General features: G+C 46.2%; 14 protein-coding genes and 1 pseudogene. 8 read left to right on the top strand and 7 right to left on the bottom strand.

Annotated features, from left to right (window positions below):
* The first annotated feature begins 120 nt into the window (after nt 1-120).
* Together treP and treC are read left to right on the top strand one after the other, a co-directional pair.
* Nucleotides 121-1,530, top strand: a complete 1,410-nt coding sequence (gene treP, locus RT269_RS16550) for a PTS system trehalose-specific EIIBC component (protein WP_313184188.1) — start codon at nt 121-123, stop codon at nt 1,528-1,530.
* Nucleotides 1,531-3,189 carry an alpha,alpha-phosphotrehalase gene (gene treC, locus RT269_RS16545; protein ID WP_313184186.1) on the top strand — a complete coding sequence of 553 codons (1,659 nt, stop codon included), beginning with the start codon at nt 1,531-1,533 and terminating at the stop codon, nt 3,187-3,189.
* On the opposite strand, the gene RT269_RS16540 is transcribed toward treC, so the two are convergent.
* Both RT269_RS16540 and RT269_RS16535 read right to left on the bottom strand, forming a co-directional pair.
* On the bottom strand, nt 3,186-3,749 hold the full coding sequence (locus RT269_RS16540) for a manganese efflux pump MntP (protein WP_313184184.1): 564 nt from the start codon (nt 3,747-3,749) through the stop codon (nt 3,186-3,188). The two genes, treC and RT269_RS16540, sit on opposite strands and share 4 nt — an antisense overlap.
* A 60-nt stretch (nt 3,750-3,809) precedes the next feature.
* Nucleotides 3,810-4,331, bottom strand: coding sequence for an NYN domain-containing protein (locus RT269_RS16535; RefSeq protein ID WP_313184183.1), 522 nt, complete (start codon nt 4,329-4,331; stop codon nt 3,810-3,812).
* 930 nt (nt 4,332-5,261) lie between these two features.
* Here RT269_RS16535 and aspS point away from each other — a divergent pair.
* The 5 genes from aspS to RT269_RS16510 all read left to right on the top strand — a co-directional run bounded on the left by aspS (nt 5,262) and on the right by RT269_RS16510 (nt 11,285).
* Nucleotides 5,262-6,593, top strand: coding sequence for an aspartate--tRNA(Asn) ligase (gene aspS, locus RT269_RS16530; protein ID WP_313184181.1), 1,332 nt, complete (start codon nt 5,262-5,264; stop codon nt 6,591-6,593).
* Nucleotides 6,594-6,714: 121 nt separating this feature from the next.
* Entirely contained in the window at nt 6,715-7,008 is a 294-nt protein-coding gene (gene gatC / locus RT269_RS16525) for an Asp-tRNA(Asn)/Glu-tRNA(Gln) amidotransferase subunit GatC (protein WP_025234740.1), read from the top strand.
* A 13-nt stretch (nt 7,009-7,021) separates the two neighbouring features.
* Nucleotides 7,022-8,527 (top strand): Asp-tRNA(Asn)/Glu-tRNA(Gln) amidotransferase subunit GatA, encoded by a 1,506-nt coding sequence (gene gatA / locus RT269_RS16520; protein WP_313184179.1) that lies wholly within the window; start codon nt 7,022-7,024, stop codon nt 8,525-8,527.
* Entirely contained in the window at nt 8,528-9,961 is a 1,434-nt protein-coding gene (gene gatB, locus RT269_RS16515; protein ID WP_313184177.1) for an Asp-tRNA(Asn)/Glu-tRNA(Gln) amidotransferase subunit GatB, read from the top strand.
* A 31-nt stretch (nt 9,962-9,992) separates the two neighbouring features.
* Nucleotides 9,993-11,285: an aminotransferase class I/II-fold pyridoxal phosphate-dependent enzyme gene (locus tag RT269_RS16510; protein WP_313184175.1), complete on the top strand. Its 1,293-nt coding sequence runs from the start codon at nt 9,993-9,995 to the stop codon at nt 11,283-11,285.
* A 66-nt stretch (nt 11,286-11,351) separates the two neighbouring features.
* Here RT269_RS16510 and RT269_RS16505 read toward each other — a convergent pair whose 3' ends face one another.
* From RT269_RS16505 to RT269_RS16485, 5 genes are all read right to left on the bottom strand, one after another.
* A complete protein-coding gene (locus RT269_RS16505) occupies nt 11,352-12,230 on the bottom strand; it encodes a LysR family transcriptional regulator (protein WP_313184173.1) in 879 nt (292 codons plus the stop codon).
* Between the two features lie 100 nt (nt 12,231-12,330).
* Nucleotides 12,331-12,879 carry a GNAT family N-acetyltransferase gene (locus RT269_RS16500; protein ID WP_313184171.1) on the bottom strand — a complete coding sequence of 183 codons (549 nt, stop codon included), beginning with the start codon at nt 12,877-12,879 and terminating at the stop codon, nt 12,331-12,333.
* Between the two features lie 87 nt (nt 12,880-12,966).
* Nucleotides 12,967-14,163: an NADP-dependent isocitrate dehydrogenase gene (locus RT269_RS16495; RefSeq protein ID WP_313184170.1), complete on the bottom strand. Its 1,197-nt coding sequence runs from the start codon at nt 14,161-14,163 to the stop codon at nt 12,967-12,969.
* 72 nt (nt 14,164-14,235) lie between these two features.
* The gene (locus tag RT269_RS16490) at nt 14,236-14,655 is read right to left on the bottom strand and encodes a metal-dependent transcriptional regulator (RefSeq protein ID WP_313184168.1); all 420 of its coding nucleotides are present in this window, start codon (nt 14,653-14,655) and stop codon (nt 14,236-14,238) included.
* A 106-nt stretch (nt 14,656-14,761) separates the two neighbouring features.
* A complete protein-coding gene (locus tag RT269_RS16485; protein WP_313184167.1) occupies nt 14,762-15,295 on the bottom strand; it encodes a hypothetical protein in 534 nt (177 codons plus the stop codon).
* 306 nt (nt 15,296-15,601) lie between these two features.
* Between RT269_RS16485 and RT269_RS16480 the strand changes: the two are divergent.
* Nucleotides 15,602-17,502 (top strand): annotated as a pseudogene (locus RT269_RS16480) (penicillin-binding transpeptidase domain-containing protein); the annotation flags it as partial.

Raw genomic sequence — 17,502 nt, 5'->3', positions numbered from 1 at the left:
GGACAAGTTAAATTATCTTTTCTGCATATTGACAAAGATATACGTATATGTTATAGTATAATCACAAAATAAACGTATAAGTTTGGGAGCGCCAAAAACATGTATGAAGGGAGTATGAATATGGGTAAGTATGAGAGCGATGCCAGGAAACTATTAGAGTATGTGGGGGGAAAGGAAAATATAGGGGCAGTGACCCACTGTATGACGAGAATGCGTTTTGCCCTGGTGGATCCGGCAAAAGCGGATACCAAGCAGATTGAAACGCTTTCCAGTGTCAAAGGTACCTTTACACAGGCCGGACAGTTTCAGGTAATCATTGGAAATGATGTACAGTCCTTTTACAATGACTTTGTATCCGTATCTGGTGTGGAAGGGGTATCCAAGGATGAAGTGAAGAAAGAGGCTAAAGGGAATTTAAGCCTTTTGCAGCGGGCGGTGGCGGATATCGCGGAGATTTTTGCTCCATTGATTCCCGCGATCATCGTAGGCGGTCTGATCCTTGGATTCCGTAACATAATAGGAGAGATCAATCTTATGAATGGGGGAACCCAGACTCTCATTTCTGTGTCACAGTTCTGGGCAGGTGTTCATAGCTTTCTCTGGCTCCTTGGCGAGGCGATCTTCCATTTCCTGCCGGTAGGAATCACCTGGTCTGTTACAAGAAAAATGGGAACTACCCAGATCCTTGGAATTGTTCTGGGTCTTACCCTTGTATCTCCCCAGCTTTTAAATGCCTATGCCATGGCATCAGGCGCTGAGGTACCGGTCTGGGACTTTGGATTTGTGAAAATGGAGATGATCGGCTACCAGGCTCAGGTCATTCCGGCCATTTTAGCTGGCTTTGTATTAGTTTATCTGGAGCGGTTCTTTAAGAAGATTACGCCTCAGGCAATCTCTATGATCGTGGTTCCATTCTGCTCTCTGCTTCTGGCGGTAATCGCTGCTCACGCAGTGGTAGGTCCGATTGGCTGGGCGATTGGATCCTGGATTTCAAAAGTAGTTTATGCAGGGCTCACCTCCAGCTTCCGCTGGCTGTTTGCAACCTTATTTGGTTTTATATATGCTCCGCTTGTTATTACCGGCCTTCATCATATGACCAATGCCATTGACTTGCAGCTCATGGCAGAGTTTGGAGGAACGATGCTATGGCCTATGATCGCTTTATCCAATATTGCCCAGGGTTCAGCAGTACTTGGCATGATGTACCTCCAGAAAAAGGATGAGGAAGCAAAGCAGATCTCCATTCCTGCCTGTATTTCCTGCTATCTGGGAGTTACGGAGCCGGCTATGTTCGGTGTGAACTTAAAGCGGGGCTTTCCGTTCCTTTCTGCCATGATCGGTTCCGCCATAGCCGCTACGGTTTCCGTAGGAATGAATGTTATGGCAAATTCCATCGGCGTGGGCGGTATTCCAGGTATCCTGTCTATCCAGCCTCAGTATATGGGAATCTTCGGCTTGTGCATGCTGATTGCCATTGCAGTACCCTTTGCACTGACAGTCATGGTTGGAAAAAAGAAAGGAATTGTATAAATGGAGAGCTTTAAGAAATCATGTGTTTATCAGATCTATCCCAAATCCTTCCGGGACAGCAACGGTGACGGGATCGGAGATTTAAAGGGAATGATGGAAAAACTGGATTACTTAAAAATGCTGGGAGTGGATTGCCTCTGGCTGACCCCTTTTTTCCTGTCTCCTCAGAATGACAATGGGTATGATATCCAGGATTACTGCCGGATCGATCCTCTGTTTGGGACTATGGAGGATTTGGACCGGCTGACCGCAAAGGCCGGAGAGCTGGGTATGGGGCTGATGTTTGATATGGTTTTTAACCATACCTCCACAAGTCATGAATGGTTTCAAAAGGCTCTTAACGGCGATAAGAAATTCCAGGATTACTATTTCTTTAAGGAAGGAACTCCGGGGAATCCGCCCACCAACTGGCAGTCAAAATTTGGCGGCAGTGCATGGGAATATTCGGAGGAAGTGGGGAAATATTACCTTCATTTGTTTGATAAGACCCAGGCAGACTTAAACTGGGAGAATCCCATGGTACGGGAAGAGATAAAAAAGGTGATCCGGTTCTGGAAGGAAAAAGGGATCAAGGGATTCCGGTTTGATGTGATCAACCTGGTTTCCAAGCCTTCCGCCTGGGAGGATGATGAGGAGGGAGACGGCCGCCGGTTTTACACCGACGGTCCCCGGATTCATGAGTATCTGAGGGAAATCGTGGTGGATACGGGGTTAGATGCCGATGAGATCATTACGGTGGGAGAGATGTCCTCTACCACCATTGATCACTGTATCCGATATACCAATCCCGATGAAAAGCAGTTTAAGATGTGTTTTAATTTTCATCATTTAAAGGTGGATTATAAGGACGGGGATAAATGGTCTTTAATGCCCTTTGATTTAAAAAAAATGAAAAAGATTTTCCACACATGGCAGACTTCCATGGCCGAAGAGAACGGTTGGAATGCGGTGTTCTGGTGCAATCATGACCAGCCAAGGGCTGTGTCCAGGTTTGGTGATGATGGAATATACAGAAAGCGTACCGCAAAGATGCTGGCTACTGTCATACACGGGATGCGGGGCACGCCCTATATTTACCAGGGAGAGGAAATCGGCATGACCAATGCGAATTTCACCCATATTTCCCAGTACCGTGATGTGGAAAGCCTTCATTACTTTGAAATTTTGAAAGAACAGGGAAGAAAAGAAGAAGAAATTTACCGGGTATTAAGAGAGAGGTCCAGGGATAACAGCAGGACCCCTATGCAGTGGGAGGCGGGAGAGCAGGCCGGATTTACCACAGGCACCCCATGGATCGGTGTCAATGAAAATTGTGAGGAGATCAATGTGAGGGAGAGCCTTGCTGATCCTGATTCGGTCTTTTGTTACTATCAGAAGCTGATTGAACTGAGGAAACGCTGCAACGTGATCAGTGAAGGAAGCTATGAGCCTGTTCCACTTAAGCAGGAAGGGATATTTGCCTATCAGAGAAGCTGGCAGAAAGAAAAGCTGCTGGTCTTTGCAAATTTTACCGGAAAGCGCCAGGAGATAGAAGGAAGGGAAGCCTTGGACAACTGGGAGATCCTGTTATCCAATGACTGCGCACCAAAGATCAATGGGAAAAAGTTTGTGCTGGCCCCCTTTGGCGCAGTCATGCTGCATTCCTGTGAGAAGGTTTAAAACTCCAACAGATGCTGCACCAGAATTTTGAATCCCATAAGGATCAGGATCAGTCCGCCGGCAAATTCCGCTTTTGATTTATAGCGTGTTCCAAAGACATTTCCTACTTTAACCCCCAGGACAGACAGGGTAAAGGTGGTAGCTCCGATAAAGGAAACAGCTGGAACGATCTGTACCTGCAGGAATGCAAAGGTAACCCCCACTGCCAGAGCATCAATGCTGGTTGCTATCGCCAGCGGGATCATGTTTTGGGGAGACATAGGGGAATCCTCACATTCTTCCATTTCATTGCTAAAGGATTCCTTAATCATGCTGATGCCAATGGCGCCAAGCAAAATGAAAGCGATCCAGTGGTCAATGGAAGTGATGGCCTCCTTAAACTGCGATCCCAGCAGGTAGCCCATAAGAGGCATCCCGGATTGGAATCCCCCGAAATACAGGCCTGCGATGACTGCATTGTTCCAGCTCATCTTTGGCATGCATAATCCTTTGCAGATTGAAACCGCAAAGGCATCCATGGATAAGGCTACCGCGATGATGAACAATTCAAGTAATGACATGTGATATTCCTCCTATGTATAGGCTTAATAAATATATGCCATGGAAAAAAAGGAAATGAGTTAATCTTTTTTATTCAGCCGTATTTTTTCCAGATATTCAAAAAGCTCCGGGTCTACGTTGTCGAAGAGGCGGTTTTTCTTTGTAGGAATTCTCTCCAGATGTTCCTTCTTAATCTCAGTATTCGTCTCATCGATTTCTTTTTTTAAATCCCTGGCGGAAAGTCGTGTGCCGCCTGTTCCCAGGATGATGATCTGTTCTAACTTGTCTGAGGTGGCTACCCGTACCTGATACTTCCTGCCGATCTGTTGGGAGACCTTTTCAATGTACTGGTCTGCGGTTTCCGCTTCCTTGGTGAAAATCACATGAATGTTGTGGTATTTTATGACCGTGCCTGGGTTTCCCTTGACCTTGTAGCCGTCAAAAACCAGAATGACATTGCATTTTTTATAACCCTGGTAATTGCATAGAATATCCTGAAGTTTCGTTCTGGCGGAGTCCATGTTGGTCTCCGCCAGTTCCTTTAGCTCAGGCCAGGCAAATATGATGTTGTAGCCGTCTATTAAAAGATATTCGGAACTCATTGTTTGCCTCCTAATGAAGCAAGCGGAATGCTTGCATATTCAGTTGCGTGGAAAACCTATAGCTTCTTGATGCAGTTTACATAAATTTGTTTAAACAGTATGGTGGTTAAAACCAGAGACAAGATTTCAGCCAGAGGGAAGTCAAACCAGATTGCATGAAGTCCAAAGACTTTCGCGAAGAGCGGGTACCCCGATGGAGATCATGTGCCCGGAGGCATCGGACAGGAGTCAGACATAAAAAAAGCCCCTCCTGATTCTTTAGTAAACGTGTTCATAATTGTAACTGCTTCGACAGGAAAAGTCAATATTGTATGATTTTTTAGGTTCTGATTCCCAAAGCTGGTGATAATTTGTGAAAAATAAATATTGCTAGTTAAAATGGATTATGATATTATAAGTAAAATTCATTGTAGTGAAGTGATGAACTGTTATAAAACAGGCTTATACAGGGAATCATGAATCAACAGGAGTTTAACGGCATTCGGTGAGCCAAAGGCGAACCGAACTTCCGCTATATTGAAAAAGGCAGAGAAGGAGACTCTGGCCTATGGACCTCAACAGGAAGAGGGCGTCACCGACTGAGAGCGCCGTCACGTGGGACTTGGCTAAGGGAACACTCCGGAGCCGATATGCCGAAGCGGCAGTCAATTCTTAAAGGGATTGATTGTGACATGAGTAGGTATATCCGTACACATGCGTTAAATGTTTGAGTGGGGGCAATTGCTTATCCGGCTGTCATATCTGCGGCCGGAGGAAGAAGCAGCTGTCTCAATGCGGGTGGTACCGCGGGAACTTATAGCCATATAAATCCCGTCCCGGAATATGTAACTGTATTCCGGGGCGGGATATTTTTATGCTTAGCACTGCTAAACGATAAAGTACCCTTTACCGGAATCAAAACAATTACATTCAGGTAAGGAGAATGCAGATATGGAATTTATCAGAGGTGTTAAAGAAAAGGAGACGGTCCCTATGGACCGCATTAAATCCGGCGGTTATGAAGGCCGGACCGTAAAAATGGAAGGAAGCGTCCATACCATAAGGGATATGGGAGAGGTTGCTTTTGTGATCCTTCGGAAAGCAGAAGGACTTGTGCAGTGTGTGTATGAGGAAGGGAAAACGGATTTTGATTTAAGCCTTTTAAAGGAAGAGTCAGCGGTCCGGGTCACTGGAATCGTAATGAAAGAAGAGAGGGCTCCCCATGGGTTTGAGATCCGCCTTTTGGAGATTGAACTTTTGTCCCAGCCGGCAGAGGCCCTTCCTGTGGCAATCAGCAAGTGGAAATTAAACACTTCCCTTGAGACAAAGCTGACGCTGCGCCCCATTACCCTTCGAAATCCCATGGAGAGGGCAAAGTTCCGTATTCAGGAAGGCATTGTAAGAGGTTTCCGGGACTTCCTTCACAGCCAGGGTTTTACGGAGATCCGTACACCAAAGATCGTAGCCCGCGGAGCAGAAGGCGGCTCCAACGTATTTAAACTGGATTATTTTAATAAAAAAGCAGAACTGGGCCAAAGCCCACAGTTTTATAAGCAGACCATGGTAGGCGTATACGACCGGGTATTTGAGGTCGCTCCCGTCTTCCGTGCGGAAAAGCATAATACAACAAGACATTTAAATGAATATACCAGTATGGACTTTGAAATGGGATACATTGACAGCTATGAGGAGATCATGGAAATGGAGACAGCGATGCTCCAGTATACCTTTGGACTTCTTTGCGAGGAATATGAAGCAGAGCTTAAGATGCTTAAGGTCACACTTCCTGATGTAACCAATATCCCTACGGTCCGCTTTGCAGAAGCAAAGGAGCTGGTTGCCGGGAAATACAACCGCAAAATCAGAAACCCCTATGATCTGGAACCGGAGGAGGAAGTGCTTATCGGCCGGTACTTTAAGGAAGAGTATGGCAGTGATTTTGTATTTGTTACTCATTATCCGTCAAAGAAGCGTCCTTTCTATGCCATGGACGATCCGGCAGATCCTAAGTTTACCTTAAGCTTTGATTTATTGTTCAAAGGACTGGAAGTGACTACCGGGGGCCAGAGAATCCATGATTATGCAGCGATCCTCAAGAAAATGGAGGCCAGAGGCATGAAACCAGAGGATATTTCTTCCTATTTAATGATATTCCAATATGGTATGCCGCCTCACGGAGGCCTTGGAATCGGTCTGGAGCGCCTTACCATGCGTCTTCTAGACGAAGGGAATATAAGGGAAACCACCCTTTTTCCAAGAGATGTAACGAGACTGGAACCATAAAGAGGAATCACCCTGCGGGTATACCTTTACGCCCGGTGCCCGATAAAGCGGGGCAGGCTCTGAAACGGGGCGGACCATGCCCGGAATACGTGGGCTTGAAATATGAAAGGAGGAAGAAAAGATGGCACACATGATCGATGATGCTACAATCGAATACGTAGGAATCCTGGCGCAGCTTGAACTTGACCAGACAGAAAGGGAAGCGGCAAAGAACGATATGGGCCGTATGCTGGATTATATTGATAAATTAAACGAACTGAATACCGATGGCGTGGAACCCATGTCCCATGTATTCCCGGTACACAACGTTTTCCGTGAGGATGTGGTGGAAAACGGTGACGACAGAGAGAACATCTTAAAAAATGCTCCGGAAAGTAAGGATGGAGCTTTTAAGGTGCCAAAAACAGTGGAATAGGGGGGAGTCTTGTATGACAGTGAAAGAAATATTATCCCTCACGGCGGTACAGCTGGGGAAAAAAATAAAAGACGGAGAGGTTACCTCTGTAGAAGCAGTAAAGGCAGTCCTGGGTCAGATAAAGGCCATGGAGCCGGTGCTTAACAGCTTTGTGACCATAGAAGAAGAAAAAGCACTGAAACAGGCGGAGGAGGTGCAGAAGCAGATCGCAGCCGGTGAACTGACCGGTCCTCTGGCAGGCGTACCGGTAGCGGTAAAGGATAACATCTGCATTGATGGAATGAAGACCACCTGCAGCTCTAAGATCCTCTGGGACTTCGTTCCTGCTTATACGGCCACGGCAGTGGAGAATTTAAAAAAGGCCGGAGCAGTGATTCTTGGAAAAACCAATATGGATGAATTTGCCATGGGAAGCACCACGGAAACCTCGGCATACGGAGTTACGAGAAACCCATGGAACCCGGACCACGTTCCCGGCGGTTCCTCCGGCGGTTCCTGTGCGGCGGTTGCGGCGGCGGAATGCTTTTATGCCTTAGGGTCGGATACAGGAGGTTCCATAAGGCAGCCAGCCTCCTTCTGCGGTGTTACCGGATTAAAGCCTACTTACGGAACCATTTCCAGGTACGGGCTGATTGCCTATGGGTCTTCCTTAGACCAGATCGGTCCCGTTGCAAAGGATGTGACGGACTGCGCCGCGGTTCTTGAGGTTCTGGCTTCCCATGATGAGAAGGACAGCACATCCGTGGAGCGGAAAGACTGTGACTTTACTGAGGCTTTAAGAGATGATGTGAAGGGAATGCGGATCGGCATACCGGCGGATTATCTGGGGGAAGGCCTTGATCCAGAGGTAAAGGAAGCGGTTTTAAATGCCGCCAGGGTTCTGGAGGAAAAGGGAGCTATCCTGGAGACCTTTGACCTTGGGATGGTGGAATATGCGATTCCAGCATACTATGTGATCGCTTCCGCAGAGGCCAGCTCCAACTTATCCAGGTTTGACGGTGTCAAATACGGCTATCGGGCAAAAGAATACGACGGACTTCACGGCATGTATAAAAAGAGCCGTTCCCAGGGCTTTGGTCCGGAGGTAAAACGACGCATCATGCTTGGTTCCTTTGTATTAAGCTCCGGTTATTATGACGCCTATTATCTGAAGGCTTTAAAGACAAAGGCCTTGATCAAGAAAGCATTTGACGAGGCATTTTCAAAATACGATGTGATTCTGGGGCCTGCTTCCCCGTCCACGGCACCAAAGCTTGGGGAGAGCTTAAGCGACCCCTTAAAGATGTATCTGGGCGATATCTATACCATTTCCGTAAACCTTGCCGGACTTCCAGGTCTTACGGTTCCCTGTGGAAAGGATTCGAAGGGGCTTCCCATTGGAGTTCAGTTTATTGGAGATTGTTTTAAGGAGAAGAACATCATCCGGGCAGGCTTTGCTTTTGAGCAGAGCAGAAGCTATGAGATGCCCCCTGTGGCGGCAGCTGCTATTTTAAGGCCCGAGGGAAAGGAGGAGAGGTAAATGAGCAAACAGTATGAGACAGTTATAGGACTGGAAGTCCATGTGGAACTAGCCACAAACACGAAAATCTTCTGCGCCTGCTCTACGGAATTCGGCGGAGCGCCCAATACCCACACCTGTCCGGTCTGCACTGGTATGCCCGGTTCCTTGCCGGTCCTGAATAAACAGGTGGTGGAATATGCTCTTGCGGTAGGCCTTGCGGTAAACTGTCAGATCAACCAGTACTGCAAGTTTGACCGTAAAAATTATTTCTATCCTGATAATCCGCAGAACTATCAGATATCCCAGCTATATCTTCCCATCTGCCACGATGGCTGTGTGGAGATTGACACACCGGCAGGAAAGAAAAAAATCGGAATCCATGAGATCCATATGGAGGAAGATGCGGGAAAGCTTATCCATGACGAATGGGAGGATTGTTCCCTGGTGGACTTTAACCGGAGCGGGGTCCCTCTCATTGAAATCGTTTCAGAACCTGATATGAGAAGCGGGGATGAGGTGATCGCTTATCTGGAAAAGCTGAGACTCATCATTCAGTATCTTGGTGCCTCGGACTGTAAGCTTCAGGAAGGCTCCATGAGAGCCGATGTGAATTTATCTGTCCGTGAGACCGGTTCCTTAGAACTTGGAACCAGAACAGAGATGAAGAATTTAAATTCCTTTAAGGCCATTGCCCGTGCCATTGAAGGAGAGCGGAAACGCCAGATCGAATTGCTTGAAGAAGGGAAGCTGGTGATTCAGGAAACAAGGCGGTGGGATGACAATAAGGAATCCTCCCATGCCATGCGCTCCAAAGAGGATGCCAGGGATTACCGTTATTTCCCGGACCCGGATCTGCCGCCAGTGGCCATAAGTGATGAATGGATCAGGAGTATAAGGGCCAGACAGCCGGAGCTGCGGACGGAGAAGATGGCCCGCTATCAGGAGGAGTTTAAGCTCTCTGAATATGATGCGGATATCATCACCGGCTCTAAGCATATGGCGGATATTTTTGAAGCGGTCACCGCAATCTGCCGTAAGCCGAAAGAGGCGGCTAACTGGCTGATGGTAGAGGCCATGCGGCTTTTAAAAGAGCATGACATGGATCCTGAAAAAATGACATTTTCCGCGGAAAACCTTGCAAAATTAATCCTTTTAGTAGATAATGGTACCATTAACCGTACCGTGGGCAAGGAAGTCTTTGAAAAGATCTTCGCAGAAAACATTGATCCGGAACAGTATGTGGAAGAAAAAGGATTAAGGGTTGTTAATGACGAAGAGGAGCTGCACAGGGTAATTGAGGGAATCGTTTCCGCAAATCCACAGTCTGTGGAGGATTATCATAGTGGGAAAGAGAAAGCTTTTGGGTTTTTGGTAGGCCAGACCATGCGGTCCATGAAGGGAAAAGCCGATCCGGGAGCGGTCAACAGGATTCTTAAGGAACTATTAGGTTAAAGGAGTCTATATGAGGAGGAAAAAGAAATCTATGAAGCCATATGTTGAGATGACAAAGGAAGAGTTACAGGAACTGAGAAAACAGCTTCACGTTCAGTATAAGGAGTTTCAGGGCAAGGACTTAAGGCTTGATATGTCCAGAGGAAAGCCCAGCACGGAACAGCTGGATATCTCCATGGGAATGATGGATGTATTGAGCAGCGACGTCGATTTGACCTGTGATGACGGTACCGACTGCCGTAACTATGGGGTGCTTGACGGAATCAAGGAGGCAAAGGAGCTTCTTGCCGATATGATGGAGGTTGCGCCTGACCATATCATTATTTACGGTAATTCCAGCTTGAATGTCATGTATGATACGGTTTCACGTTCCATGACCCACGGCGTTATGGGAAGCACTCCCTGGAGCAAGCTGGATAAAGTGAAATTCTTATGCCCTGTTCCTGGATATGACAGACATTTCTCCATAACCGAATATTTTGGGATCGAGATGGTGAATGTTCCCATGACTCCAACCGGTCCGGATATGGATATGGTGGAAGAGCTGGTGGCAAACGATGACTCCATCAAAGGGATCTGGTGCGTTCCGAAGTATTCCAATCCTCAGGGAATTTCCTATTCCGATGATACGGTTCGCCGTTTTGCCCGGTTAAAACCGGCTGCCAAAGACTTCCGCATCTACTGGGACAATGCGTATACCATTCATCATTTATACGACAGGGACCAGGATCATCTCATTGAAATCCTTGCAGAGTGCAAGAGAGCCGGTAATCCGGATATGGTATATAAATTCGCTTCCACCTCTAAGGTCAGCTTCCCAGGTTCAGGTATCGCAACCATCGCGGCCAGCCAGAACAATCTGGTTGACATAATGAAGCAGTTAAAGATCCAGACCATCGGACATGATAAGGTGAACCAGCTGCGCCATGTACGTTTCTTTGGAGATATTCACGGCATGGTAGAGCATATGAGAAAGCATGCAGACATCATGAGACCAAAATTCGAAGCAGTGAACCAGATCCTGGAAAGAGAGCTGGGCGGACTTGGAATCGGTGAATGGACCAGTCCTAAAGGCGGCTATTTCATTTCCTTTGATTCCCTTGACGGATGTGCAAAAGCCATTGTGGCAAGGTGCAAGAAATCCGGTCTGGTCATGACCGGAGCAGGAGCTACTTACCCTTATGGAAAGGATCCCCGGGATAACAATATCCGCATTGCGCCTTCTTATCCTCCCTTATCTGATCTGATCCTGGCGATGGAATTATTCGCCCTTTGTGTGAAGATCGTAAGCATTGACAAGATTCTGGCTGAGAAGGTTTCATAAAAAAGAACGCCGCAAAATGATTGAATTACAGTCATTTTGCGGCGTTCCTTTACCAATTATCATCATCTATTCGAACAGTACCAGGTTGATAAATGCCTGGAATGATTCTGTCTGAAATTTGTCTTTATGAAACACCACATGATTCATACAGCTGATATCTAAGTTTTTCACTTCTATTTCAGTGACTTCCCCTCTTTTTATAGACTCATCGGCTAAAATCCTGGGAACAATGCCGATTCCGATATTTTCCTTCACCGCCTGCAGGATCACCTCCGAGTTGGTGCTTACCCAGTGTGGCTCGGCCGATAAATTGTTTAATGCCAGGGCACAGTCAAAGGTATCCCGGATGGTACAGCCCTGTTCTCTCAAAAGCAGAGGTTCTTCAATAAGCCGGTCAAGCGCCACCGGCTGTGCAAGGCGTTCTGCAAAAGGATGGACGGGAGCACAGATAACTGCGATGGGATAGGAGGAAAAAGGAATTTTCTCCAACTGCTCATCCGCTATGACACCCTCGATCAGACCGATATCCAATTCGTTTTTTAAAAGCTTATTTGTCAATTCAAGAGAATTGTTAACAGTGACCTTTAACTGGGTATCAGGGTTTGTCAGGGTAAAGCGGGATACCACTTTGGGAAGTAAGTAGCTGGCAAGGGTTACACAGGAGCCGATCCGCAAAGGAGCCTGCAGATGCAGGGAGCCGGAGTAGTTTTCCAGATCCTGATACAATTCCAGGAGAGGAATGACCTTAGACAAATAAAATTTTCCGTTTTCATTGATGACCACTCTTCGGGACACACGGTTAAACAGAGGAGAACCAACAGATTCTTCCAGTTCGTTGATGGCGTGGGAGATGGCAGGCTGGGTCATGGACAGCGCTTTGGCCGCTCCGGTGATGCTGCCTTCTTCACACACCGTTTTAAAGATAGTAAGATGTCTTAAGTTCATATCAGGGATCCTTCCATTACCAAGATGTTATATAACAATCTTCATTATATCATTTTGATAATGGTATGAACAGAGATTTAGAAAAAAATGTCAAAAATTTTTATAGCCTTACCATCATCAAATGGGCGGCCGCATAACTTCCATCCCGGTATTTAAAGCAGTACTCCCTGGTGCCGTAAATCTCGAAACCATACTTTTTATAAAGAGCCAGGCCCCGTTCATTTTCACTGACTACTTCCAGCTCCAACTGCTCATATCCCATTTCCCGAGCTCCCCTTATGATGGCTCCAAGGAGGTGGGAACCGATCCCAAGCCCCCAGTATGGCTTGCATATGGAGATGCCAAAGGTGGCCCGGTGGGCATAACGATCAAATAATGCAATGGGGTTGATTCCGGCATTTGCAATAATCTTCCCGTTTACTACGGCGCAGATCATCAAATCCTTCTGGCTCTTAAGGAGGGAAGAAAGAAAATCCTGTTCATGGTGGAGAGAAATGTTGATCTCATCTGCGTACCGGGACATATACCTGGTTTCCTCTGAAGTCTGGCTCATGTGTCTTAAGATAGCGGCCGCGTCGCCAGGGCCGGGACTTTTTAAGAGGCATGGGGTCCCGTTTTTTAACAGGACTTCTTTTGGTTTGTATTCCATGATTGTATTACCTCCTGAAAGGAAAAAGAAAGCAGCTTATTTTGCGGCTTTCTTTCTCTGTCTTAGTTTATTTGGAACCAGGTATCTTTACAGCCGTTTAGCAATGGCCTTTATAAATTCCTCACTGTTTAATGCTGTTGGATTAGGAATGGTAGTAATGAGTGCCAGATCTTTTGTCATTTCACCGGCTTCGATGGTATCGATGGTCGCCTGCTCCAGTTTATCCGCAAATGCGGCCAGTTCTGGGTTACCATCCAGTTCTCCCCGCTTTCTTAGTGCCCCGGTCCATGCAAAGATGGTGGCAACGGAGTTTGTGGAGGTTTCCTCCCCCTTTAAGTGCTTGTAGTAATGGCGCTGTACGGTTCCGTGGGCGGCCTCGTATTCATAGTCCCCATCCGGAGATACCAGGACAGAGGTCATCATGGCCAGAGAGCCGAAAGCAGATGATATCATATCGCTCATCACATCACCGTCATAGTTTTTACAGGCCCAGATATAGCCGCCTTCTGATTTCATGACACGGGCGACTGCATCATCGATCAGGGTGTAGAAATAGGTGATGCCGGCCTCTTTAAATTTGTCCTTGTAATCAGCCTCAAAAATGTCCTGGAAAATATCCTTGAAGGTATGGTCGTATTTCTTTGAAATGGTATCCTTAGTGGCAAACCATACATCCTGACGGGTGTCAAGAGCGTAATTAAAACAGCTTCTTGCAAAGCTTTCAATGGAATCGTTTAAGTTGTGCATTCCCTGTACGATTCCAGGGCCGTTAAAGGAATGGACCAGCTCCCGTGTTTCGCTTCCATCTTCTGCGGTATAGACAAGCTCTACTTTACCGGCTCCGGGGATCTTCATCTCAGATCCTTTATAAACATCACCGTAAGCATGCCTTGCTATGGTAATAGGTTTTTTCCAGTTCATCACACATGGTTCGATTCCCCTGACAACAATGGGAGCGCGGAATACGGTTCCGTCTAAGATTGCCCGGATGGTGCCGTTGGGACTTTTCCACATCTCTTTTAAGCTGTATTCCTTTACACGGTCTGCGTTGGGAGTGATGGTGGCACACTTGACGGCGACCTTATATTTTTTGGTGGCATTGGCGGAGTCAATGGTCACCTGGTCGTTTGTCTTGTCACGGTATTCCAGGCCCAGGTCGTAGTATTCTGTATTTAAATCAATATATGGCAGCAGAAGGTGTTCTTTGATCATCTGCCAGAGAATCCTGGTCATTTCATCGCCATCCATTTCGACGATAGGGGTTGTCATCTTAATCTTATCCATGTGTTTGTCCTCCTTAGAAATGTTCGTGTTATGCTATAGTATACGATGAATTATAAAATCACACAAGCGTTTCTATGTAAACTTATCCAGCCATTTTTCAATATTATACACAGTTTTCGGCTCAATGAAATGTTCTACCTTTTCCACCTGCTCAAGCTCATCGGAATTTTGATTGATGTAGCAGAAAAAACGGTGGAGGACTTCGTGGCGGAATAATAAATATTCTCCCAGCACTAAGCCGTCTTCTGTCAGGGATACGGTGCCGTATTTTTCAAAGCATACCAGCCCCTGCTTCCTTAAGTTTCCGACCATTTTTGATGCGGAGGAAGGCTTTACATGCAGGCATTCCGCCAGCTCTTTGATGCGGACAGGCTGGCCGTTTTGATGGATCCTGCATATCATTTCCAGATAATCTTCCATGGAAGAGGTGATTTGCGTATGCTCCAGAAGGGAGTAGCCCTTCAGAGTATAGAAATTATCGGTTTGGGCCATGGTTCGATCCTTTCTTTTAACCTTTGAATATTACTTATATTTATTCTCATATGAGGAGATCTATGAGTGGGTAGGGTAAAAGGCAGGATGATTCGTTTAACGTACCTTAATAGCATTTTGAACATGGAGTCCGGCCCAGGGCTTCAGCATCTGATTGCGTCATATGGGCAGGGCCTTTCATATTGCTGCAGTTTGGATTTGAATGATATTTTGTGCCGGTTCTGGACACCCATACCATTTTTTCCTTATTATTGCTTACAGCAGTACTTTGAGAGGTATCCCGGGCCGGCTGCGCGGCGGTTTCTGTATTTCTGTTTGACGTTGTGGTGTTTGTTGGAGAATTGGCGGCGGTTTTTGTCTGTACTGTGCCGGATATGACCAATGCTCCGTTTGCATCCACTGTTTTTCCATCGGGAGCCGTGGTATTGGTCAGGCAATAGCCGATATCATTGAAATAATAGCATTCTGATACACCGTCTGCATTTCCATCAATCCATTGCCAACTGCTTACCGGATAGGTGCCATCATCATTTTGGTACCACCAGCCTTTGGCATCCTGATTCCATTGTCCGGCAAACGCGGAAAAACTCATTGTAATAGAAAGAACGGCTGCTGCAACTAAAAGTTTCACTTTTTTCATGATTCTACCCCCATTTTAAATTTTAATTAAGATGTCTGTGGATTTGATCTATTCTGACTATTTATCAATTAAATTTTATCAAAATAATGAAAAATTCTCAATACAATTCTATAATAATCTTATCGAAACTGCATAGCATCCATGCCTCTTAGCTTAATGCAGTGGCTGCCCGTGCGGGGGTGGATGCGAACTCTTGCAAGGCTTTATGATAAATTATCAGATGTGATTTTATAAAAAAAAGTTTACATCAGAACCAAATCCGTGTATAATGAAATCTTACAAATGTAAGATTAAAGGAGAACCAATTTGCGTAATCATAAATTATGGAAAAATGAGAAATTTTCCGGACTTCAATTACTAGACCGGATTCCAAGGCTGGCGATCCTGACTGTTTTTTTCGGATTCCTGTTTCTGGTTCTTATTGCACGGCTGTACCGTCTTCAGATCCTGGAGGGGGCAGCGAATCAGGAAGAGTTCATGAGTTCCATTATGAAGACTCAGAGACTTGCCGGAAGCCGCGGAAACATCTATGACAGGAATGGAAATTTACTGGCTTCCAACCGGCTTTCCTATGATATTACCCTGGAGGATTCCCAGAATTACAGATCCAACAAAGAACGTCAGAGGTCCTTGAACGGAATCGCCTATCAGCTGATCCGCCTGGTTCAGGATGAGAACAAGCTGAATACAGTTTTGCCTATATCTGTGGACGAACAGGGAAACTATGGGTTTACAGAAGAAGGGTGGAAGCTCAGCCGTTTCAAAGCTGATTTTTATGGAAAAAGCACGGTGGATGAACTGACGGAAGAACAAAAAACCGTAACAGCGGAAGATCTCATGAAAAAATTATGCGGCAAGGAAAAGTTCCTGATTGAGGATACTTACACAGATGAGGAACAGGATCAATACGGACTGCCTCATACCCTGACTGCCAAGGAGATTCTGCAGATAGCAGACATCCGTTACGGCATTTCCTTAAATTCATACCGCAAGTACCTTCCATATCTGGTTGCTTCGGATGTGCCCGAGGAAGCGATGGTCGCAGTGTTGGAAAAGAAACGCAGTCTGCCGGGAGCGGATATCCAGGAAGGCAGCATCCGTGTTTACGACGGAGGAGAAAGCCTTTCTTCCATATTGGGGTATACCGGGCCGATTTCCGCCGATGAACTGGAAGCAGGGAATCGGGAAGATACTGTCTACACGAACCAGTCCACAATAGGAAAAGGCGGAATTGAGAAGTCTATGGAAGACCGGCTTCGGGGCCAGGATGGCATGGAACAGTTTTATACGGACGTCGTGGGAAACCGGAAATCAGACCCGGAAATTACCAGGGTACCCCAGTCTGGAAACGATATTTACTTAACCATTGACAAGGATTTGCAGAATGCGGTTTATCAGATGCTGGAACAGCAGATTGCCGGAATCCTTCTTGCCAATATGTCAGAGAGCAAAAGGGCGGACATGCCCAAAGCATCCGATGCCTCCCAGATCCGGATTTCATCGGATGAAGTGTATTTTGCATTAATAAAGAATCATGTCATTGATACCGGACGGTTTCAGGAAGCGGATGCAACGGATCTGGAGAAGGCTGTCTATGAAAGGTTTACGAATAAGAAAGAACAGGTTTTTAGGGAGTTTTCTGATTCCTTTGATGTTTCAGGCTCCGGGTATGACTCTTTAAGCAGTGAGGTGAAAGGTTATTATGATTATCTTCTGGATGTAGTAAAGAAGAAAAAAATACTTTCGGAAAAAAGCGGGGATTGGGACCGGAAGGAAAAAAGCTTCCGCCAGTATCTTTCCGACTGTATTGCAAATGGCTGGATTGATTTAGGCCAGGTGGCAGCCTCTGAAAAATATATGACGCTTGAAAACAGCAGAAGTCTGACGGAAGAAATGATCCTGGACAATTTAAAGAAGGATTCCGGTTTTGATTTACTGATATTTCAGGCAATGTTAACAGAAGGTACTTTGGCTGGGGAGGATGTGGAAAAACTCCTTTATGATCAGGGGATCCTATCAAAAGAAGACCCGGATTATGCCCTTCTTTTCAATGGAGAGCTGAATGCCTGGCAGTTTATACGTAAGAAAATAAAGAATCTGGAGATCACCCCAGCCCAGCTGGCGTTAAACCCCTGTTCCGGTTCGGCTGTAGTGGTTAACCCCAAAGACGGACAGGTGCTGGCCTGCGTAAGCTATCCGGGTTATGA

Origin of the sequence: Lacrimispora sp., from assembly GCF_032078915.1 — a bacterium.
Lineage (GTDB): Bacteria > Bacillota > Clostridia > Lachnospirales > Lachnospiraceae > Lacrimispora.
Note: the sequence above shows the minus strand (reverse complement) of the source record. Positions and strands in the feature narration are given on the sequence as shown.